19 protein-coding genes are annotated in these 21,749 nt (G+C 56.1%); 12 read left to right on the top strand and 7 right to left on the bottom strand.

The window, feature by feature from the left end:
- From HQ37_RS04290 to HQ37_RS04280, 3 genes are all read right to left on the bottom strand, one after another.
- Positions 1 to 1,060 (bottom strand): NAD(P)(+) transhydrogenase (Re/Si-specific) subunit beta (locus HQ37_RS04290; protein ID WP_036880877.1); only part of this gene is annotated, 1,060 nt, incomplete at its 3' end.
- Between the two features lie 6 nt (positions 1,061 to 1,066).
- A complete protein-coding gene (locus tag HQ37_RS04285) occupies positions 1,067 to 1,369 on the bottom strand; it encodes an NAD(P) transhydrogenase subunit alpha (RefSeq protein WP_036880876.1) in 303 nt (100 codons plus the stop codon).
- 97 nt (positions 1,370 to 1,466) lie between these two features.
- Positions 1,467 to 2,624, bottom strand: a complete 1,158-nt coding sequence (locus HQ37_RS04280) for an NAD(P) transhydrogenase subunit alpha (protein WP_036880944.1) — start codon at positions 2,622 to 2,624, stop codon at positions 1,467 to 1,469.
- Between the two features lie 596 nt (positions 2,625 to 3,220).
- Between HQ37_RS04280 and HQ37_RS04270 the strand changes: the two genes are divergently transcribed.
- The 12 genes from HQ37_RS04270 (at position 3,221) to HQ37_RS04210 (ending at position 18,141) form a co-directional block, all read left to right on the top strand.
- Positions 3,221 to 3,694 carry a hypothetical protein gene (locus HQ37_RS04270; protein WP_152566784.1) on the top strand — a complete coding sequence of 158 codons (474 nt, stop codon included), beginning with the start codon at positions 3,221 to 3,223 and terminating at the stop codon, positions 3,692 to 3,694.
- Between the two features lie 501 nt (positions 3,695 to 4,195).
- Entirely contained in the window at positions 4,196 to 6,676 is a 2,481-nt protein-coding gene (pheT, locus tag HQ37_RS04260) for a phenylalanine--tRNA ligase subunit beta (RefSeq protein ID WP_036880869.1), read from the top strand.
- 47 nt (positions 6,677 to 6,723) lie between these two features.
- Positions 6,724 to 7,455: a YebC/PmpR family DNA-binding transcriptional regulator gene (locus tag HQ37_RS04255; protein WP_036880867.1), complete on the top strand. Its 732-nt coding sequence runs from the start codon at positions 6,724 to 6,726 to the stop codon at positions 7,453 to 7,455.
- Positions 7,456 to 7,709: 254 nt separating this feature from the next.
- Positions 7,710 to 9,731, top strand: a complete 2,022-nt coding sequence (locus HQ37_RS04250; protein ID WP_036880865.1) for a DNA topoisomerase 3 — start codon at positions 7,710 to 7,712, stop codon at positions 9,729 to 9,731.
- A 31-nt stretch (positions 9,732 to 9,762) separates the two neighbouring features.
- Complete coding sequence (locus HQ37_RS04245) at positions 9,763 to 10,782, top strand: lipopolysaccharide kinase InaA family protein (protein WP_036880863.1); 1,020 nt, start codon at positions 9,763 to 9,765, stop codon at positions 10,780 to 10,782.
- A gap of 2 nt (positions 10,783 to 10,784) precedes the next feature.
- Positions 10,785 to 11,927: a glycosyltransferase family 1 protein gene (locus tag HQ37_RS04240; protein WP_036880861.1), complete on the top strand. Its 1,143-nt coding sequence runs from the start codon at positions 10,785 to 10,787 to the stop codon at positions 11,925 to 11,927.
- A 42-nt stretch (positions 11,928 to 11,969) separates the two neighbouring features.
- Positions 11,970 to 13,169 carry a glycosyltransferase gene (locus tag HQ37_RS04235; protein ID WP_052080752.1) on the top strand — a complete coding sequence of 400 codons (1,200 nt, stop codon included), beginning with the start codon at positions 11,970 to 11,972 and terminating at the stop codon, positions 13,167 to 13,169.
- A gap of 439 nt (positions 13,170 to 13,608) precedes the next feature.
- Entirely contained in the window at positions 13,609 to 14,175 is a 567-nt protein-coding gene (locus HQ37_RS04230; RefSeq protein ID WP_036880859.1) for a DUF4840 domain-containing protein, read from the top strand.
- Between the two features lie 149 nt (positions 14,176 to 14,324).
- Positions 14,325 to 14,873 carry an RNA polymerase sigma factor gene (locus HQ37_RS04225; protein WP_036880940.1) on the top strand — a complete coding sequence of 183 codons (549 nt, stop codon included), beginning with the start codon at positions 14,325 to 14,327 and terminating at the stop codon, positions 14,871 to 14,873.
- A gap of 4 nt (positions 14,874 to 14,877) precedes the next feature.
- On the top strand, positions 14,878 to 16,125 hold the full coding sequence (locus HQ37_RS08070; protein WP_052080748.1) for a porin family protein: 1,248 nt from the start codon (positions 14,878 to 14,880) through the stop codon (positions 16,123 to 16,125).
- Positions 16,126 to 16,212: 87 nt separating this feature from the next.
- Positions 16,213 to 17,193: a polyprenyl synthetase family protein gene (locus HQ37_RS04215; RefSeq protein WP_036880855.1), complete on the top strand. Its 981-nt coding sequence runs from the start codon at positions 16,213 to 16,215 to the stop codon at positions 17,191 to 17,193.
- A gap of 21 nt (positions 17,194 to 17,214) precedes the next feature.
- Positions 17,215 to 18,141: a LysR substrate-binding domain-containing protein gene (locus HQ37_RS04210; protein ID WP_036880853.1), complete on the top strand. Its 927-nt coding sequence runs from the start codon at positions 17,215 to 17,217 to the stop codon at positions 18,139 to 18,141.
- 49 nt (positions 18,142 to 18,190) lie between these two features.
- On the opposite strand, the gene HQ37_RS04205 is transcribed toward HQ37_RS04210, so the two are convergent.
- Genes HQ37_RS04205 through HQ37_RS04190 form a run of 4 tightly spaced genes read right to left on the bottom strand, consistent with a single transcriptional unit; the run spans position 18,191 to position 20,902 of the window.
- Positions 18,191 to 18,379 carry a hypothetical protein gene (locus tag HQ37_RS04205; protein WP_036880850.1) on the bottom strand — a complete coding sequence of 63 codons (189 nt, stop codon included), beginning with the start codon at positions 18,377 to 18,379 and terminating at the stop codon, positions 18,191 to 18,193.
- A gap of 44 nt (positions 18,380 to 18,423) precedes the next feature.
- Complete coding sequence (locus tag HQ37_RS04200; RefSeq protein ID WP_052080746.1) at positions 18,424 to 19,347, bottom strand: bile acid:sodium symporter family protein; 924 nt, start codon at positions 19,345 to 19,347, stop codon at positions 18,424 to 18,426.
- Positions 19,344 to 19,913: an NUDIX domain-containing protein gene (locus HQ37_RS04195; RefSeq protein WP_036880848.1), complete on the bottom strand. Its 570-nt coding sequence runs from the start codon at positions 19,911 to 19,913 to the stop codon at positions 19,344 to 19,346. The genes HQ37_RS04200 and HQ37_RS04195 overlap by 4 nt, the downstream gene beginning before the upstream one ends.
- A 32-nt stretch (positions 19,914 to 19,945) precedes the next feature.
- Positions 19,946 to 20,902, bottom strand: coding sequence for an ROK family protein (locus HQ37_RS04190; protein ID WP_036880935.1), 957 nt, complete (start codon positions 20,900 to 20,902; stop codon positions 19,946 to 19,948).
- Between the last annotated feature and the right edge of the window lie 847 nt (positions 20,903 to 21,749).

The following is a 21,749-nucleotide window of genomic DNA, read 5'->3' as shown; positions in this document are numbered from 1 at the left end:
GGATGGCATAGCGCACATTTGCCCCTCGAGAGCGGAGTTTATCGGCAAGCGAACGAAGCTCATGCTGCGCCTGAGATAGGGCCATACCATAGCCTGGGACGATGATCACATTGCGGGCCTCTTGAAGAGCCTGCTGCAGGGCATCCTCGGGCTCTTGGGGCTTGGGGTTCGACTCTGCCTTAGCCTCGGGGGCAGAGGGCTGAGCTGGAGCAGGGATAGATCCACCACTCTTGATGCCAGTGCCGAGGAGAATACTCATGAGACTTCGGTTCATAGCCCGACACATGATCTGTGTCAGCAAGAGGCCACTAGCCCCAACGACTCCACCGATCGAGATGAGCAGGAGGTCGCCCGTAGCCATCCCTGCAATCGCTCCTGCAAGGCCACTAAAGGAATTGAGCAGTGAAATGGTGATCGGCATATCCGCCCCACCCACACGAATGGCGAGCAGCCAGCCAAAGAGTGCAGAGAGGATGATCAGGGCCAGGACGGAATAGAAGTCCCCCTCGAGCACCCCGAAGAAACTTAGGACAACGAGAGCTGCACCAAAGCCTACACAGAGGTTCGCCCAAAGGCTATGCCCAGGGTAAACGACAGGTCTTTGGGGGAGCAACTTGTGCAGCTTGCCCGCTGCCACAAGGCTACCGATGAGGGTCATCATCCCGATGAGGATCGCCAGCATCGAGCTCCCGACGGCGAAGGTAGGGTAATCGGTCTTGGCAAGTCCCAGGAGACCCAAGCGAAGGGCTAGGATGCCGACGAGGGCCGAAGCCCCACCACCGAGGCCGTTGAGGACGGCGACCAGCTGGGGGATCTCAATCATCTTGACCCGCAGGGCCAGCATTAGCCCTAGAGCCGAGCCGACGAGGATGAAGAGGTAGATCTCCGTAGCACTGAAGACCTCATAATAGGCAAAACTCAGCAGGATGCCCAGCAGCATACTCAGGGCACTGAGCATATTGCCTAGTCGGGCAGTCTGTACACGGCTCATCATAGCGATACCGCCCAGCACCATGAGGGTGAGCAGAGAGCAAAGGATGTAGTAGAGTGTTTCGGTCATGGCTGTCTAATGCTTTTTCTTTTTGAACATCCGAAGCATGCGATGGGTAATGGCAAAGCCCCCAACGACGTTGATCGTAGCGAGAATGATGGCGATGCCGCCAAGGATTTGGCTCATCCACAGCTCACCACCACGAGCCGAGAGCAGGGCTAAGCCTGTAGCAGCAATCGCTCCCACAAGAGTTACGCCCGAGAGGGCATTCATCCCCGACATCAGAGGGGTGTGCAGGAGGCTGGGAACGTTTCTGATGAGCAAATAGCCCACAATGGTCGAGGCCAGCAGTACCAGTATCGAGATAAGGGGTGTCATAGTATAGTGTATTGAGAAGAAGCAGGGGCTGCCCTCTGCGGTTGGCTGGGCAGCCCCTGCTCTAGTTATTCGACGTCTGTGAAGCGAGGTGGCTGGACTATCGGCCCATAGCCTCGAGCGTACCAGCGTGGACGATCTGTCCGTCTCGGGTAACGAGGATCTTGGCGCAGATCTCATCGCTCATATCGAGGTGAACCGAGCCGTCCTTGACAAGATACTTGACAAGGTTGTACATATTGTTGGCGAACATCCAGGTAGAGCTCTTGGGCAACATCCCAGGGATGTTTTTAATTCCCTCTAGCACTACGTTGTGGATGACCTTACGCTCGCCAGCGGGAGTGATGGCACAGTTACCACCCTGGTCAATGGAGATATCCACGATGACCGAACCAGGCTTCATCTGCTTGACCATCTCTTCGGTGATGAGGATTGGAGCGATCTTGCCTGGGATCAAAGCACTACAGAAGACGATATCCATATCCTTGATCACCTCTGCCAACCGCTGACGCTCACCCTCTAGGATATGCTCGGGCAGCGTCGCAGCATAGCCACCCTCAGCGACGGCCAACTCGGCAGGGACACCCAGCTCTACGATCTTAGCCCCGAGACTCTGCGCCTGCTCGACGGCTGCGGGACGAATATCTGCGGCATAGGTTACTGCTCCAAGACGCTTGGCCGTGGCCAAGGCCTGTAGACCAGCTACACCGACACCGATGACTAGGGCCTTGGCAGGGGGGATCATCCCCACAGCCGTACCCATCATGGGGATGAAACTAGCCAGATCGTTCGCAGCCATGAGGATACCCTTGTAACCCGCACAGGTACTCATCGAGGTGAGGGCATCTAGGTTCTGCGCACGGCTGATACGGGGTACTCCGTCTAGGGTTAACCCGATCACGCCACGCTCGGCCAGACGGCGTACCATCTCATGATTGACGGGCGAGGCGGGGTGGATGAAGGTAATCAGATACTGACCGCTGTGCATAAGGTCTACCTCGTGTGTGGCGAGTGCATGGTTCATCTGCGGTTCTTTGACCTTGAGGATGATCTCAGAGCGTTCGTAGACCTCACGAGGGCCATCGATCAGCTCTGCGCCGCTCTTGGCATATTCCTCGTCGCTGTAGAGCGCACCAACACCAGCTCCACGCTCCAGGAGGACGCGAAAGCCATCCTTTACAAACTTCGCAACGGTCTCTGGCGTTGCAGACACACGGGCTTCACCGTGCATAATCTCTTTGGGGATACCAATAGTCAACATCTTTTTATTCGTATCAAGGTTACTATATGGATAATTAAACAACAATCTAAACTGATTTATATGCGTTATTTACAAAACAAAGTGGGCTCGGAAATACTTATTTCCCCTATATGCGCCTACAAATATATTGATATAATCAGCATAAACAGCTCCTGGGAGAGAATATTTTTCGATGAGGTGCAGAACTCCCATTGGGGGACGAGCTGAGGCGAGGCTGAGAAGGCGATAGGAGCAGAGGTGAAGCCTCGGCAGCATCTCGAGCGAGAGGACGTCTAGCATCGCAATGCAAGCCCAAGTAGGATCGCTGTAAAGATTGTTACGTAAAAAACTTGTGGAGAGGAAGTATTTTGCTACCTTTGAGGCGAATACATCACCTTTGTCTTACCCTCGATATTGCGTCCACAGGAGCGCAGCTAGAGACCTTCCTCCCTGCTTATAGAACCCTTTCCTCTTCCTCCTCCTCTCCGTAGGGGGTAGAGCCAACCCTAATACGTTTCTATGCTATGTGCCGCAATNTCCCTGCTTATAGAACCCTTTCCTCTTCCTCCTCCTCTCCGTAGGGGGTAGAGCCAACCCTAATACGTTTCTATGCTATGTGCCGCAATATTTTTATGATCTCTTGGGCCTTGGCCTTGCTCCTGGGGGCAGGTCTGGAGGCTCATGGCCAGCGTCGCCTCTCTCAGATGCCTAAGGCCGAGCGTGAGGCCCTGCTCGTTAAGTGGGCCAAGGAGGAGCAGAAGACCTCCCCCTACCTCAAGGATAAGGAGTGGCAGCTTGAGATTGACTCCGTCCATATACGGGAGGATATTTGGCTGCCAGAAGACCCGAGAGAATCCCCTGCACTCTACTATGTCGTAGACCTGTACAATAAGGATGCCTATAAAAAATTTCTCTATGAGTGGCTCTTCGTCTTCTCTGTTTTTATTAGTGATGAAACGGGGGCGACCACCTCTCTTATGAATGGGAATGGTTATGTCTCTGAGCCTGAGCAGAAGCCCCGCTACAGCGTTCCCAAGCAAAAGGAGCAGAAAGACTCTCGAGAAGACCGAAAGAAGATCCTCGACTGATCGAGCCCAGGCCTATTATTTATCCAACGAGGCTGAGACCCTCCCCACAAAATCCTCGAAGCTCGGGGTCTCGGGAGCGCATCGGCCGAGGTGGTCATCCGATGAGAGCAGTGCAGACCCTCCCCAGTGGTCTGCACTGCTGCATTTTGCGAGGTGGATGTCTTGAGGGGCTCTGCATCGCATGGCGATTGAGATAGGCCCGCCCTAGAGGTCTAGATAGGATCGCAAGTGAGACTCAAGTAGGAGCTCGATTGAGCTCCTACTTGAGTCTCTATCGAGAGGGTAATAGGATCGCAATCGAGGGGGCAGTTAGAGCTCGGGAGAGCTCCAGCCGAGAGCGCAGCTGAGCCCTCGAGGAGACTTCACTCGACCTCCGCCCGAGCTCGAGGCATTTGCCCCATAGGGCCCTAGAGGTCGAGGCCGCACGCTCTGGCGGGTCGATGGGTCGCAATTATTGATTAAATTTGCGTCTCCAATCAAACGAAAACAAACTTTAGATCAATGAATATATCCTACAAATGGTTGCGAGACTATATCGACACTGATCTCAGTGCCGAGGAGGTCTCTCGAGCCCTGACCTCCATAGGCCTAGAGACGGGTGGCATCGAGGAGGTCGAGTCCGTCCAGGGCGGTTTGCGTGGCCTCGTCATCGGTGAGGTCTTGACCTGCGAGCCTCACACCAATTCGGATCACCTACACGTTACGACCGTCTCCATTGGCTCGGGTGAGCCCCTCTCGATCGTCTGTGGAGCTCCCAATGTGGCCGCAGGCAAGGCTGTAGTCGTCGCTACCGTAGGCACAGTCCTCGGAGAGGGGGTGGATAGCTTCACGATCAAGAAGTCCAAGATCCGAGGCGTAGAGAGCTATGGGATGCTCTGCAGCGAGGTTGAGATCGGTGTGGGGGAGGACAATAGTGGGATCATCCTGCTCGACCCTCATGAGGTTACCATCGGGATGAGTGCCGCAGAGTACTTCGGCGTGCAGCACGATGAAGTCCTCGAGGTGGATATTACCCCCAATCGTGTCGATGCGACCTCGCACCTAGGCGTAGCCCGAGATCTAGCCGCCTACCTAAGCCAAGAGCATAAGCAGAGCGTGTCGCTACGCCTACCCGAGCTGCCCGAGATCCCCAAGCAGCCCTGCCCCGTGCCCGTAGTGGTAGAGGCGGCAGAGAGCCTTGTGCCCCGCTTCGAAGCCCTCGTCATCCGTGGGCTGAGGGTAGGCCCTAGCCCCGAGTGGCTGCGCTTCCGCCTAGAGGCCATTGGCCTCAGGCCTATCAACAACGTCGTGGATATTACCAACTATGTGCTGCACGAGTGTGGCCAGCCCCTACATGCCTACGACCTCGGACGGGTAGGCGAGGGCGGCCTGCGGGTACGCCTGGCCGAGGAGGGGCAGAGCATGACCACCCTGGACGGCGTAGAGCGCAAGCTCTCGGCCGAGGATATTATCATCGCCGACGCCTCGGGCACTGCCCTCTGTCTGGGTGGTGTAATGGGTGGCCTCGACTCGGGGACGACCCTCGAGACGACGGATATTATCCTCGAGGCAGCGAACTTCAATCCCTCCTCTGTGCGCCGCTCAGCTCGTAGGCAGGGCCTCGGGACAGACTCCTCGTTCCGCTTCGAGCGAGGCCTAGACCCCAACCGCACAACCTGGGCTCTGCGCCGTGCCGCAGGCCTCATCACCGAGCTCGTCGAGGGGGCTTATATCGACGGGGGCATTGCCGACCACTATCCCGTGGTGGCCGAGCCCTATGTCGTGGGGCTCTCCCTCGAGCGGATGCGTCGCCTCGTGGGGCAGGAGATCCCCGAGGCCGATGTGCTGCGCATCCTCGCAGCCCTCGAGATCGAGGTGCTGGAGCGCGAGGGCGATCACCTACGGCTCAGCGTGCCTCGCTATCGTGTCGATGTAACTCGTGATGTCGATGTCATCGAGGAGATCATGCGCATCTATGGCTACAATCAGGTCGCCCTGAGCGGCTATGTACATGCCAATCTGAGCTCTCAGACCGAGGCCGACCGCTCGTATCAGCGTCGCCTCCTCCTCTCGGAGCAGCTGGTCGGGGCAGGCTTCTCCGAGATCCTGTGCAACTCGCTCTCGGCCGAGGCCTACTACACGGGGCTCGAGACCTATCCTGCTGAGGCCCTGGTGCGCCTCATGAACCCTCTGAGCGCAGAGCTCGGGGTGATGCGTCAGACGCTCCTCTTCGGGGGGCTGGCCTCGATCGGTCGCAACCTACGCCGCCAGCAGCACCGCTTCTACTTCTTCGAGTGGGGCAATTGCTACAGCTATCGCAAGCCCACCTCCGAGTCCTCTGCCTCTGATCTCCTCTCGGGCTACAGCGAGCGCAGCTGCCTCGGTCTGTGGATCGCTGGCTCTCGGGTAGAGCGTCATTGGGCCCATGCCGACGAGGCTTGCTCGCCCTTCGAGCTCAAGGCCCATGTCGAGCATCTGCTGAGCCGTGTGGGCATTCAGCCCGCTCAGCTGCGCTATGAGGAGGTCTTGCTCGATGCCTTCGCGCCCAAGGCTCTACAGATCCGTGCCGTTGATGGCCGTCTGATCGCCACACTCGGGGTGGTATCGGCGGAGATTACCCGACGCATGGATATTGACCTGGAGGTCTACTTCGCCGAGATCGAGTGGGCAGTCGTGCAGGCCTTGGCCGAGAAGCATCGCCCCGAGATCAAAGACCTGCCCAAGTATCCAGTCGTGCGCCGAGACCTATCGCTGCTGATCGATGCCGAGACGAGCTTCGCCGCCATCGAGGCCATAGCCAGAGGCGTGGAGCGTAAGCTGCTCAGACGCTGCGAGCTCTTCGATGTCTACGAAGGCAAGAACTTGCCCGCAGGGAAGAAGAGCTACGCTGTGGCCTTCTATCTACAGGACACCGACAAGACGATGAGCGACAAGCAAATCGACGGCATCATGAGCCGCCTACAGCAGGCCCTCGAGCAGAAACTCGGTGCCTCGCTCAGATAACTCACCAGGTAACAAACTATCATCAAACCTATTATACAGTAATCACAATGGGAAGAGCATTCGAATATCGCAAAGCTCGTAAGATGAAGCGTTGGGGTAATATGGCCCGCGTCTTCACCAAGCTCGGCAAGGAAATCACCATCGCAGTCAAGGCCGGTGGCCCTGACCCCGAGACCAACCCTAGGCTGCGCGTGCTCATACAGACGGCTAAGAAGGAGAATATGCCCAAGGAGAACGTCGAGCGTGCTATCAAGAAGGCTAGCAGCAAGGACTTCACCGACTATAAGGAGATGAACTACGAGGGCTACGGCCCCTATGGCATCGCCATCTTCGTCGAGACGGCCACGGACAATACCACCCGCACGGTGGCCAACGTGCGCAGCTACTTCAACAAGGCTGGCGGTAGCCTCGGCACTTCGGGTAGCCTGGAGTTCCTCTTCGAGCATAAGTGCATCTTCCACATCGCCAAGCAGGAGGGGATGGATATCGAGGAGCTCGAGCTCGAACTCATTGACTATGGCGTCGATGAGCTGGAGGAGGACGACAACGAAATTATTCTCTATGGAGAGTTCTCTAGCAATGCTGCCATCCAGAGTCACCTCGAGGAGGCTGGCTACGAGATCACTTCGGCCGAGTTCGTCCGCCTGCCCAACGACACCAAGGAGGTTACCCCTGAGCAGAGAGAGCAGCTGCAGAAGCTCATTGACAAGCTCGAGGAGGATGAGGACGTGCAGAATGTCTTCACTAATATGAAGGAAGAAGAGGAGGGCGAAGAGTAGTCGTTGCCTCAGCTTTTGTCTAGAAGCAAAAAGTGAGGGGGAGGTATCAAATAGGTTTTGACTACTCCCCCTCCTGCTTTGTAAGGCGTATGAGCCCCGATGAGACTGGGTGCGGAAGGAGGGAAATCTCCGTATATGCGGAAATATTTTTTCGTATATACAAAAATAAATTTTCGCATATGCGAAAATTTATCGCCCCATATGCCTAGCTCCGAATAGCTCCTCAACCGACTACTCTCCAAGCATTTATTCTCATGATTGTCTGTATCGCCGAGAAACCAAGCGTCGCCAAAGACATCGCCCTTGTGCTGGGGGCGAAGAACCGTCATATTACCAAGGGAATTGGCTATATGGAGGGCAATGGTTATTGCGTTACCTGGACATTCGGACATCTCTGCACGCTCAAAGAGCCCCACGACTACTACCCCCAATGGAGGCAATGGCAGCTGGAGGCTCTGCCGATGATCCCCCATCGCTTCGGCATCAAGCCTATCGACCTGGAGCATTATCAGAGGCAGCTAGAGCTCATCCAGCGTCTCTTGACCTCGGCCACGATGGTCATCAACTGTGGCGATGCGGGGCAAGAGGGGGAGCTGATCCAGCGATGGGTACTGCAGCACTGCGGCTGTCGAGTACCCGTCAAGCGGCTCTGGATCTCTTCGCTCACGAACGAGGCTATTCAGGAGGGCTTCGCTCACCTTCGAGACGAGAGCGAGCTACAGTCTCTCTACGAGGCAGGCCTAGCCCGAGCCATAGGCGACTGGCTACTAGGGATGAATGCCACTCGTCTCTACACTCTGCGTTATGCCAAGGCTAGAGGGCAGGTGCTCTCCATCGGGCGTGTGCAGACCCCTACGTTGGCCCTGATGACGCAGCGAGAGCAGGAGATCGCCCACTTCACCCCCGAGACCTATTGGGAGCTCAAGACACGCTATCGGGCGACAACCTTTAGTGCAGACAAAGGCCGCTTCGACGACAAGACAAAAGCCGAGGCCCTACTGGCTCAGATCCGAGACGAAGAGCTCGAGATCGTAAGCGTGAAGAAGAAGGGGGGCAAGGAGCTCCCCCCTCGCCTCTTCGATCTGACTAGCCTGCAAGTGTTGTGCAATAAACGCTTCGGCATGAGTGCCGAGGAGACCCTCTCGACGATCCAGTCGCTCTACGAGAAGAAGCTCACCACTTACCCCCGTGTCGATACTACCTATCTTAGTGAGGATATCTATCCCAAGGTGGGCAAGATCCTGCTCGAGCTAGTCAGCTATCGAGCTCTCACGAGCCCGATTCTCAACTCGGGTAAAATCCGCAAAAGCAAGAAACACTTCGACAACAGCAAGGTTACCGATCATCATGCCATCATCCCGACGGGACAACCCGTGCATGGCCTTAGCGATCGAGAGGCAAAAGTCTTTGATTTGGTGGCGAGGCACTTCATAGCGATCTTTTATCCTGACTGTGAGATCAGCACGACGAGTGTAGAAGCTCGGGTGGGGCAGCTGCCCTTCAAGGTCAAGGGGCGAGAGGTGCTCTCTCCAGGCTGGCGAGTAGTCTTCGAAGAGGAGAGAGGAGGGCAGTCCTCCAGCGGGACGGAGAGCGAGGGCGAGGAGGCGGAGAGCGAGGGAGAACGCATATTGCCCACCTTCGTCGTCGGAGAGAGAGGCCCTCACAGCCCGGAGATCAAGGAGCGACAAACGCAGCCCCCCAAACCCTATACCGAAGCTACGCTCCTTAGGGCTATGGAGACGGCTGGTAAGCTGGTCGAGAACGAAGAGCTGCGTGAGGCAATGAAAGACAATGGTATCGGCCGTCCCTCGACCCGAGCTAACATCATCGAGACTCTCCTCAAGCGAGGCTACATCGTCAAGGAGCGTAAGAACGTCCTTCGCCCCACACAGATGGGGATGCGACTCATCTCGACCATCAACTCCGAGCTGCTCAAGAGCGCAGAGTTGACGGGGCAATGGGAGTACAAGCTTCGACAAATTGAGCGTCGAGAGCTGCCTGCATCAGCCTTCATCGACGAGCTTAAGGCGATGGTGATTGAGCTAGTGAGCGAAGTCCTTTCGCCTCCTGCTGCCCCTCGCTCTCGAGAGCCCCTTAGCCCCCCTCCTGCCGAACCCCAAGGGCCTCTATGCCCACTCTGTGGTCGTGGCCGCATCATCCGAGGGCGAGAGGCCTACGGCTGCTCGGCCTGGCGTGAGGGATGTGCCTATAGGCTTAACTTGGAAGAATATGCACGGAGCTATGCCTCCAACCCCCAGGGGCAGGGAGAGGAATAGGCATTGGATAAATTGCTACATTTGCCCCAATATGACCCCACAGCTGTACTTCTATAGTCATGACGATGAAGGCCTAGAGCTCCTCGAGAGGCTCGTAGGCCTGGTGCGCCAGTATGAGCAGTCGCCTCTGGGGCTGCCCGAGGGCTGGTGGTGTGAGGTGATCTACTCGGGTCGTAACCGCCTCTATCGTGTTGGTGGCCCTGAGGGTGAGGACTATGTGGTCAAGAGCTTTGGTCGTATTGCCTGGCTGCGCAGGCTCTATTATTCGATCACCAATCAGAGCAAGGCCAAGCGATCCCTGCTCAATGCCCTGGAGCTCATCCAGCTGGAGGTCGGTACGGCCCAGCCGCTGGGCTACGTCGAGGAGCGGAGTGCGATGGGCATCCTCGGCGATAGCTACTATGTCTGTCGGTATATCGCAGGTCGGGTAGACCTACAGCCCGAGATGTATGGTTATAGTGCCCCGGAGGGCTTCTACGAGGCTCTCGGGGGCTTCATCGCCTCGCTGCATGAGGCGGGCATCGAGCATATCGACCTCTCGCCTGGGAATATCCTCTATGCTCGGGGCGAGGAGGAGGAAGAGCCCTACCGCTTCTACCTCGTGGATCTCAATCGCATGCACTTCTATCCCTATGCCCTCTCGGGACGTAAGGCCTACCGAGGTCTGAGCAAGCTCTCCTCGTCGCTCTCGGTGAGCACGCAGCTAGCGCATTACTATGCCCTCGCCCGAGGTCTAGAGAGGCGAGAGGTCATCCGTGCGGTCAATGAGGCCAGCGATCGCTTCTTCGCTGCTCGCCATCCTAAGCTCAGCCTGCGTCATGCTCGACGCAACCTCGGCATCCCTCTCCTGGGCTTCATTCGCCTCTATATTCATTATCGTCTCGTGCGCAGGCTTAGGCTCTCCCTTGGGTCGCAGAGCCCTCTAGCGCAACGCCTCAAGAGATGGGAGGAGGACTACTACTCTCGCTACCTCGCCGAGGAAGATATTCGCCGTGTGCTACAGCGACGCTATGGCTATCGGCGGCGTTTCTTTACCCCCGAAACCCCTTAACCATGAACATTGCCTTCGACGCCAAGCGCATCACCCACAACCGTACTGGTCTGGGCAATTATAGTCGCTTCCTGGTCAAAGCTCTAGCCGAATATTCGCCTGAGAATAATTACCTCTTACTCTCCCCCTCGGTGGGGCAGAGGGAGTTGTATGCCGACCTGCTCGAGTACCGTTCGCTAAGTCTGCGTACGCCCCGTTCGCCTCTGGGCAAGCCCTTCCCTTCGCTTTGGCGCAACTGGGGCATTGGGCACAGCCTCTCGGAGCATAAGATCGATCTCTACCATGGCTTGAGCAACGAGCTGCCCATCGGCCTCTACAAGAGCCGTCGGGTAGGTACTGTGGTAACGATCCACGACCTGGCCTTTGTGCGTTGCCCTGAGTTTTACAAGCCTGCTGATCGCCTCCTGTATCGCCTCAAGTATGGGGCTTCGGCTCGGAATGCGGATCATGTGATCGCCATCAGCCATGCAACCAAGAGGGATGTGGTGGAGATCTTCGGCGTGCCGGAGGAGCGTATCTCGGTCGTCTACCAGGGCTGTGCAACCCGCTATGCCCATATCGCCCCCGAGGCGGAGGCCGAGGCTCGGCGGCAGTATGGTCTATCGGGGCGTTACCTGCTCTTCGTCGGGAGCATCGAGGAGCGTAAGAATCTCAAGCTCGTAGTGCAGGCCCTCTCGCTCCTCGAAGATCGAGAGATCAGCCTCGTAGCCGTAGGTAAGCGAACGCCCTACTGCGCCATCGTCGAGGCTGAGGCTCGACGTCTAAGGGTACGCTCTCGGGTGCAGCTCCTGCATGATATCTCCGACAACATGCTCTCAGGGCTGTATCGAGGAGCTGAGGTCTTCGTCTACCCCTCTAGGCTCGAGGGCTTCGGCATCCCGCTGATCGAGGCCCTACAGGCCGGGACGCCCGTCATCGGGGCTACGGGCTCGTGCCTCGAGGAGGCGGCAGGCCCTGACAGCCTCTACACCGACCCCGACGATGCCGATATGCTGGCCTCGATGATCTCGCAGCTCTTGGCCTCAGAGGAGCTGCGTGATCGGCTCGTCTCTCGTGGTCAGCTCTACATCCAGCGTTTCAGTCCCAAAACCATCGCTCGAGAGCTCCGAGGGATCTACGAGCGTGTCCTCCTAGAGCGCGACTAAGGGCTCTAGGGGGCTTTCACCCCCATCCACCATTATCTTTCTATGCACTTACCCCCAGCCTCTATTGCCTTTGCTCATCACCAATTCGTCCTTGGTGGTGCGGAGCGTGTCTCCTTCTCTACGGCCGATCGCCTGCGTAAGAGGCATGGTCTCAGGGCCTATTTCTTCGCCTATCATCGGGATGAGCAGGTCAAGAGCCCCTTCGACGAAGACGAGTCTCATCTCTTGCTCATGCCCAATAAGGGTGGCTTCTTCACCCCTGACAATGTAGACTATATCATCGAGCAGGTGCGGCGATACAATATCCGCATCCTTTTCGTCGCCTCCCCTTCGCTCGTAGTGCCCGAGCGCATTCGCCAGGAGACGGGTTGCCGTCTGTGCTACTGGCTGCACAGCATACCCTTTTGGGAGCTGACCAATAAGGTAGAGAATGCTCGTACACGAGCCTCTCGCTCGATCGGCGACTGGCTGCTGTGGCACTTGATCAAGAAACCTAAATATGTGTGGAGCGATGGTTTCCTCAATCGTCTCAAGAAGGCCTATAGGACGCAGATCGAGGGCTACGATCGCTACATCTGCCTCTGCCAGGGGGACAAGGATACTCTTGTCAAGAGGTTAGCCCTGTCGAGTCAGGAGGCTCAACGCATAGTCCCCATCATCAATACGATGGAGCCGCTCCCCGAGGTGAGGCTCGAGGAGAAGCAGAGGCAGATCGTCTACCTCGGTCGCCTCTCTCGTGCCGATAAGCGTGTCGATCGGCTGCTGTACATCTGGCATCGGGCCCATGCGCAGCTGCCCGACTGGGAGCTCAAGATCTATGGCAAGGGGCGTGAGGAGGCTTATTTACGTTGCTTGGCAGAGAAATTGCAATTGCCTCGGCTGGAGTTCTGCGGCTATCGCTCCGATGTCGAGCGGATCTATGCCGAGGCCTCAGTGCTCTGCCTTACCTCGACCTATGAGGGCTGGCCACTGGTATTGGCCGAGGCACAGAATGCTGGTGTCGTCCCACTGGCCTTCGACTGTAGTCCTGGGGTACGTACGGTGATTGGCCGTGATGGTCAGTTTGGCCGCCTCATCGTGCCCTTTGACCGGGAGGCCTATGCTCGTGCGCTGGTGGAGGTATGCTCTGATCCGCTCGAGCTTCGTGCTCTTCAGGAGCGTATTCTCGAGCATCGCCTCGACTATCGCCCCGAGGTCAATGATGATACTTGGGATCGCTTGCTCTCGGAGCTCCTCAGCTAATCGAGCCCTTCGAATGTCCGCCTCGTAGCCTGTGCCCCATGTAGGGTTGGGCTGCGAGGCATTTTTTGAGGGGGCTTCGTTGAGGTGAGAGCCCTCTACCTCTTACTTGAGGGGTAGGAGGTCTCTAGTGCGCTACCGATACTCTCGCCACACCGCAGCCCCCTCGAGAGCTAGATTGAGCTCTCGAGGGCTTCTCGATCGAAGACTTATATGAGAGCTCTTCGGAGGCTCAAGTAGGATCTCGCTCGAATTCCTATCTAAGCCTCGATTGAGGTCTAAATAGGATCGCATAAGAGGCTCAAGTAGGATCTCGCAAGAGGAGGTAGAAAGAGATTTGGATGAAAAAAACATTTTCCCCTCGTGCAATGTTATCGCCTAGTTTGCATTTACCCTTACAGAGAGGCAAATTAGATGTTCAACTTAAATACGAAACGAAACAATGAGACTTGCCAAGAAACTGGCTCTGCTGAGCCCCCTCGTCCTACTCCTCTTCACCTCCTGCTTCAAGGACGAGCCAGGTGTCCCTCCAGTTACTCCTCGAGCTGAGGATTTCATCGGAGAGTATCAAGGGAAGATGCTCATCAGTAACTGGGGCGAGGAGACCATGCATGTGCGTGTGGACAATAAGGAGATCGAGATCTATGACTTCCCCACCAAGAGCATCGTTACCCAGCTGGTTACCAGTGCAGATCGAGTCGAGGCTCTGAGTAGCCTGTCCCAGACATTTATGAAGATGAAGTTTAAGGCACTCGTTTATGGGACGCAAATCCGTCTTTGGCTGCTGCCTCCTGATTTGGAATTTGAATATACAGTCAAGGGTAAGGTCAATAAGGTTAAGGTGGAGTTTCACCAGGAGAGTGGAGGAGTTTGGGGAGCTGTAACGCGTCTCTTCACCTTCCGAATAGGAGTCAAGTCTGTTAAGCTCAACGGTAATCCTATCGCAGACTTCCCCCCTATGATCTTCATGCTTAAGCCTTGTCCTCGAGTGAGTAAAAAACCAGTATAGCTAGACAATTAGCTTTAAATGCCCGTAGTGCACTGATATCTGTTCGCAGATATATAACTTTGTCTAGGCCTTAGAGACGAGGTTCGAGGATTGCTCCCAAGAACCTCGCTCTCGTGGCCTGCCTTCCTTCCCTCGCTCAAGAGACACTTGTGAACGAAAGCCAAGAGATAGCCCTAGTCCAGGGAGTGCTTAGTCGAGAGCCCGCTAGTATGCGAGAGCTGTATGATCGCCACATCGGTTATTTGGCGACCGTATGTCATCGCTATATCCTGGGCGAGGATGATCGTAAGGATATCTTACAGGAGAGCTTCATCAAGATCTTCTCCTCGATAGAGCGTTTTCAGTATCGTGGTGAGGGCTCGCTCCGAGCGTGGATGGCACGCATCGTTGTCAATGAAGCACTGGGACAATTGCGTAAGAACAAAGGCTTCGAGAGCGTTCTGCCTGTCGAAGAACTACCCGAACCACTGGTTGAAGATGAGGATGTTGATACCATCCCCGAGGGCGTCCTTCTAGATATGATCGCTTCGCTCCCCGAGGGTTATCGTACGGTGCTCAACCTCTATGTCTTCGAAGAGCGTAGCCATCGAGAGATTGCCCAGCTGCTCTCGATCAAGGAGAGTAGCTCAGCCTCACAGCTTCACCGAGCCAAGAGCCTGCTGGCACAAAAGATTAAGGAATACAAAAAACAGCTCTAAGGTCATGAAACAAGACTGGACAGAAAAGCTCCGAGAGCGTTTACAGGAGCATCAGACCCCTCCCCCTGCAGATCTGTGGGAGAGTATCGAGCGTTCTCTGCCTGCAACCCCTCCTGTACTACAGCGCAAACCAATACCATTGCCATGGTATTATGCTTCGGCGGCCGTCCTGTTGCTGCTGTTGGGTGTCGGGGGTTACCTCCTCTCGCCTCAGCTGCCCGAGGTCTCGGAGCTAACGGCAGAGACCCAAGCCCCTTCGACCCCATCAGATGAGCAGGGGCTCATAGGTATGTCCCAGCTGGCCGAGGTGTTGATCCCTACAGAGTCTGTCCCCTCGCATCGCCACTCCCGAGTCTTGCAGCCCTCTAACTCGAAGCCCGAAACTCCAGGTCTCTTGCCCGAGACCTCAGTACAGTCAGAGCATATCGAGTCCCCTAGCTCCGATCCTTCGCCCGACCCCTCATCTGAGAGTACATCTCAGCGTGAGGATGTACCTCGCCTGGAGCCAATCAACTCCTCCCCAACCTCTACTTCGCAGTCTCGTCTGCGACCCAGCCGCTCCCGAGGATCGGTTTGGCAAGCAGGGCTTTATGCCTCGGCCTTGACTACAGGCTCGTCTTCTCTTAGCGGAGATCTTGCCCTTAGAGTGAGTCAAGAGCCCGATTGCTTCTACCTAACTGATGATGACCTTATGGAGGAACCCCAATTGTACTCAAAGTCGGGTGAGAGCTCCTATGACTATGCCCATCGGCCTACTAAGCGTTTTGGCCTCTCACTGCGGTATCGACTAGGGGGACGTTGGAGCTTGGAGACAGGCCTAGTCTACAGTCATCTCTCCTCTGACTTCACTTATCAGCCTAACATGAGTATGGCTGGTGTCCAGGGAGAGCAACATCTACACTACCTCGGTGTCCCCATAGGAGTAAGCTATAACCTCTGGCAGGGGAAGAGCTTCGAACTCTATGCCCAGATGGGCCTCGGCCTCGATATCCCCCTCTCGGGCATGCGTCGCAGCCAAACCGTCATCGCTGGCTCGAGTGAACCCTCGACTGTAGAGGATCTTCATCCACGAGAGCTTCAGTGGTCGCTCTACAGCTCAATCGGACTTCAATACAGGATATGGCCTCGTCTGAGTCTCTATGCAGAGGGACGCCTCGATTATTACTTCTCGAACGATCAGGATCTACGCACCATCTACCAGGATCAACCCCTAGTGCTGAGCCCCCAGGTCGGCCTTCGCTGGTCGCTCTAGGAACTGTGGGCATTGAAAGTCTTTGTGTATCTTTGTCTTCGGATTGTGGGCAGCCTCACCATGCGCTCCATACATAACCCTCCAAAGATGACAACCCTAGATCAAATTAAAGCTCCAGTAGCGGAGTATGTAGATAGCTTTCACCAACAATACGAGCAGGTTCTGCTCTCCAAGTCCGAATGGCTACAGCAGGCCGTTGAGCATCTGCGTAGCTCTACGGGCAAGATGGTCCGCCCTATCATGACCACCTTGATGGCTGGGCTGGTGCGTGAAAGCCTCCCTGCCAAGACCATTAGTGCAGCTGTATTGCTCGAGCTTATTCATACAGCTACCCTCATCCACGACGATGTGATCGACGAGGCCTCCACTCGCCGAGGAAGACCTACGCTCAATGCTCTCTTTGACAATCGTATTGCCGTGCTCATGGGCGACTTCGTCCTCGCCTCGGCCCTCATCGGAGCGATTGGTATCGGCGACCTTAGGGTCGTGGCTATTGTCTCGGCTATTGGACGAGAGCTCACCGAGGGAGAGATACGGCAGTTCGAGACGGCCGAGCATGCAGTCCTTGATGAGAGGATCTACATGGAGGTCATTCGACAGAAAACGGCAGCTCTCTTCCGCTCCTGCGCCGAGATCGCCGTCGTTACGACCGATGGCTCTGACGAGGATCTAGAGCGTCTCGGAGAGTGTGCAGAGCTCCTCGGGCTTGCCTTCCAAATACGCGATGATGTCTTCGACTACTATCCCCAAGACATAGGTAAGCCTACGGGCAATGATCTGAGGGAGGGTAAGGTTACCCTGCCTTTGCTCTACGTCCTTACCCGAGAGACTGAGCCTAGCGCAGAGGTGCGCCAGTGCCTCGAGTGGCTGCATAGTCGCAGCTATGGTCCTCGAGAGATAGAGCAGATGATTGCTTTGGCTCAGGAGCGGGGAGGCATCGACTATGCCTATCAGCGTATGCATGAGCTTATCGATCGAGCCAAGGAGCTCCTGCTGCATTACCCCGACACTCCTTACCGTAGAGCCCTCATGTCTCTCTCGGACTATATCCTTGAGCGTAAGGTCTAACGCCATTAACCTAAGCATCCGATGAACTTGCAACAACTTGAATACATCGTTTCCCTCGGGCAGCACCGCCACTTTGGCAAGGCTGCCGAGCATTGTAGTATTACCCAGCCCACACTGAGCACGATGCTACAGAAGTTAGAGGACGAGCTAGGGGTTAAGATCTTCGACCGATCTCGCCAAGCCATTCAACCCACTCCCGTGGGGCATAAGATCCTCGCTCAGGCTGCTGTCATCCTGCGACAGGTAGAGATCATGCGGGAGATTATCACCAACGAGAGCAATGCCCTGAGTGGGCATCTAACCATCGGGGTGCTACCCACTATTGCCCCTTACCTCCTGCCTCGTTTGATCCCCATCCTCGAGCGCAAGCTCTCCAAGCTGAGTATTACCTTCGTGGAGCTGATCACTTCGGCCTGCCTCGAGCATCTGCGTTCGGACGAGATCGATGTGGCCCTAATTGCGAGTCTCTCTGAGGCCGAGGATCTCATCGATGCTCCACTCTACTATGAGGAGTTCATTGCCTATATCTCAGAGCGAGAGCCTCTGTATGAGCAGCAGGTACTGCGGTCTTCGGAGGTAGATCCGACTCATCTGTGGCTCTTGGATGAGGGGCATTGCTTCCGCAATCAGCTTCTGAAGTTCTGTGCGCTCAGGGGGAACAAGCCTCGCCGCCTCGACTACAATAGGGGAAGCCTAGAGACCTTCATGCACATGGTGGAGCGAGGTAGTGGGATCACCTTCATCCCAGAGCTGTGTATGCTCTCGCTGGATCAGTCTCGTCGCCGCTTCGCTCGTCCCTTCACCATCCCCCGACCTGCACGGCAAATTAACCTCTGCACGCGGGCGGACTTCGTTCGCATGAAGCTCAAAGAGGTACTCATGGAGTGCATCCTAGAGGCTGTGCCCGAAGAGATGCATCAGCTGCGAGTAGGGCAGACCCTCGTTTAGCCGTTCCCAAGGAAATTGCTCCTTCTTCAAAGAGCGCAAGGGGAGGCCGTTATGGCCTCCCCTTGCGCTCTTTGAGGCTCTTGACTACAGGGTAGAAGACGATAATCCCGGACATGAGGATCGTCAGGACGACGAAGCCATCTAGAGGTACTCGAGAGAGGATCCAGCCGACCATCACTACCCAAAGGAGGATGATGCAGGCGATCTGTGTATTGCTTAGGGGTCGTTTGTATGCCATGTATGCTGCGATGGGAAGGTTGTTCGGAGTCCAAGGGGAAGGCGTTATCGTTGCTCGCTGGCGGGGTCGAGGGGATCTCTTCTAGGCTCGGAACGGGCCATCAGGAGCGAGATAACGACATTCTGCACGACGATGTAGGCAGCGGCCGAGAGCGAAGTCAGAGGATTGAGGAAGAGCAATGCGAGCCAAATGGCTAGCGTTGTATTCTTCTGCCCGAGCGACTGACGAGCTGCATGGGGCTCGAGCCCAAAGAAGCGGCCTAGGAGATGCCCTAGGGTAAACTGTAGCAGGCAGGCGAGTGCACCGACTAGGCTCATCTGAGCGATCGTCTGCCAATGGATCTCGGGGTTCGAGGTGATGTATTCGGTCGTATGCCCCATGAGCAGGAGCAGCGAGCAGAGCCAGAGGATGAAGGAGGTCTCGTGCAGCTTGTTGAGCCTAGTGGCAAGGCCTGGTAAGAGCCAGCGCACCAGCTGAGCCGACACGATCGCCAGGATGATCAGCGGGAAGACGATGGCGAAGACCTCCCACGCCATAGCCCAAAAGCCGAGCGAGCTCTCCCGTCCGACATAGGGGAAGACGAGAGGGACGATGAAGGTGATCAGAATGTGTGAGAGTAGGACGAAAGCCGTGATGAAGCCCACATCGCCCCTGAGGATCGACACGATAGCTGGAGATGCCGTGGCCACTGGAGTCATGAGGCACAGAAGAGCTGCCTCGGCCCAAAGCTCATCAAGAGGGAGCAGGAGGGCGTAGGCCACTGCTCCGAGGAGCATCTGCAGGCCGAAGAGGTAGAGGTGTACGGGCCTCAGCACCACCTGCCTAGGGCTGAGGCGCAGGAAAGTGAAGAAGAGCATCCCTGAGATACATAGCGGGATGCCCGAGGAGAGCCGAGAGAGATAAGGAGCTAAGAGGCATCCTAGGAGCATGGCCAGTGCGGGTAGGATACCTCGCAGGCGTTGGGTCATGGCTCGAGGGGGGCTCTCCTGGTGGGGAGGATGAGGTCTTGATGCTCGATGAGGTAGGCAATGGCCTGACGGATCGAGCTGAGGCCGAAGTCCTCGGCCCTGAGCTGAGAGAGGAGAGAGATGACGACCTCGGCAGCATCGTCTCGGGCGACAGCCTTGTCGAGATCATCCACCTCGACGAGGAAGAAGAGGTCGGACGTGTAGACCGTTACCCCCGAATAGGGGTAGACGTTGGGCAGCGACATGAGGTAGCGCATGGCTCGAGCCTCGAGCCCAGTCTCTTCCATGAGCTCTCGGGCGACGGCCTCCTCGACCGTCTCGAGTGGATCGACGAAGCCTCCAGGCAGGTCGAGTGTCCCTTGGGCTGGTTCATGGGCTCGGCGTACGCTCAAGAGCCTGCCCTGCTCGTCGATGATGACGCAAGCTACGGCCGAGGCTACGTTGGCGTAATAAGTGAGCCCGCATTGCTCACAGTGCATGGCTCGCTCCCCCGAGGGAGTGAAGTCATGCGCTGCGCAACGCGGGCAATAGGCAAACGAGGCTAATGGATGCTCCTTTAGCTTCATAAGGCAATGGGGTATGGGCTAGGGCATAGAGCCTAACGAGCCTCCCACCCGAGAGCACTAGCCCCGAGTACGGCGGCATCGCTCTCCTTGAGCTGTGAGAAGAGCAGCTTGGTCTTACCCTTGTAGATATTGAGCAGGTTCTTCTCCATGTGGTGCTTGATGGGGTTCATCAAGAGGTCGCCTGCCTTGGTCAGACCTCCGAAGAGGATGATGGCCTCGGGGCTGGAGAAGGTAACGAAGTCGGCGAAGGCCTCTCCGAGGATTGCCCCCGTGCTCTCGAAGATCTCAAGGGCAAGACGGTCGCCCTTGATGGCTGCGTCATAGACATCCTTGGAGGTGATCTTGTCGGCTTCGATGTCTCGCAGCTGACTCTCATCCGAGCGGATGCTGAGATATTCGCGTGCTGTACGTGCTACACCAGTGGCAGAGGTATAGGTCTCGAGACATCCCTGGCGACCACAGCCGCAGATGCGTCCGTTGCGGCGCACGATCATGTGTCCGAGCTCACCTGCGAAGCCATCGTGTCCGTAGACGAGCTGGCCATTGACAACGATCCCACTGCCGACGCCTGTGCCGAGGGTGATGACGATGAAGTCCTTCATCCCACGAGCCGCACCATAGGCCATCTCTCCGATAGCAGCGGCATTGGCATCGTTGGTCAGGGCTACGGGGATGCCCATGCGCTCACTGATCATCTGTGCCAGGGGGATCTTACCCTTCCAGGGGAGGTTAGGGGCGAAATCGATCGAGCCGGTGAAGTAGTTCCCATTTGGAGCTCCTACGCCGATCCCGCGGATCATCTCCTTGCCTCCGACCTGCTCGCAGAGCATGGTAAGCCCCACGACTAGGTCGTTCAGATACATTTCAATATCGTTGTGAGTACCGGTCTTGATCGAGGCATTTACGACCACATTACCACGAGCATCAACGATGCCAAAGACAGTGTTTGTCCCGCCTATGTCTACGCCTAATACGTAAGGCTTTTCGATGGAAACCACTTTGTATAAGAATTAGAGTTAATAATATCTGCGGGCAAAGGTAATTATTTTCTGAAAGCGAAGCCTCATTTTGATACAATGGTATTTAATCAGAGATACTTCCCTGAGCATTAAATTCCTCTATACAGCATTCTCCCCAAACTTTTGCTCCGAAAAATCCGCTGTGCTTAGAATAGAAATTTGTTCTCTGAGCAAGCACCTATTGTATTCACGGATAGAATGTTTTGTTGCCTGCTCTGAGGGCCTGTTGGCTCTGGGGGCTACCTGCTCCTTGCTCTGCCGCTAGAATTCCCTTCGTGGACAGCTGCCCACGAGGGCTCGGGAGGGGGGATCTCGAGCCTTCTGAGCCGCCTGCTACCGCCTCTCTCGAGGCATAGATAGGACTTCGATCGCGCTCCTACTTAGATCTCAAGTGCGATCCTATCTGAGCCTCAAGTGCGATCCTACTTAGATCTCTATGGGGCATCTAGACGATACCTCGATCGAGCTGCCCCCGGGCCCTCATCTGTGTTCCCTCTTGAGCCTCCCTTGAGCGTCGAGCCTTCGCCTCCCCGACGCCCTCTCCTTCCTCTTGGGTCGCTGCTCGTTTCGTCGCATCCTGTAGATCTATTTCTTATCTTTGCGAGAGAAGAGAAATGGTAAAGTTATGATGCTATGAGACGAATTGAGATAAGAAACTTGGGGCCTATATCCAGCGCAAATATTGAGCTTAAGAGGAGGAATGTTATCATCGGGCCGCAGAGCTCGGGTAAGAGTTGCGTCCTCAAAACCGCATGCTACTGTGTGTGGGTGGAGAAGCGTATCGAGTTGGCTCAGTCTGAGGAGTACTTTCGCTCAG

It is taken from the genome of Porphyromonas sp. COT-239 OH1446 (genome assembly GCF_000768875.1).
Taxonomy (GTDB): domain Bacteria; phylum Bacteroidota; class Bacteroidia; order Bacteroidales; family Porphyromonadaceae; genus Porphyromonas.
The sequence above is the reverse complement of the archived record's forward strand: the minus strand, read 5'-3'. Positions and strand labels throughout refer to the sequence as shown.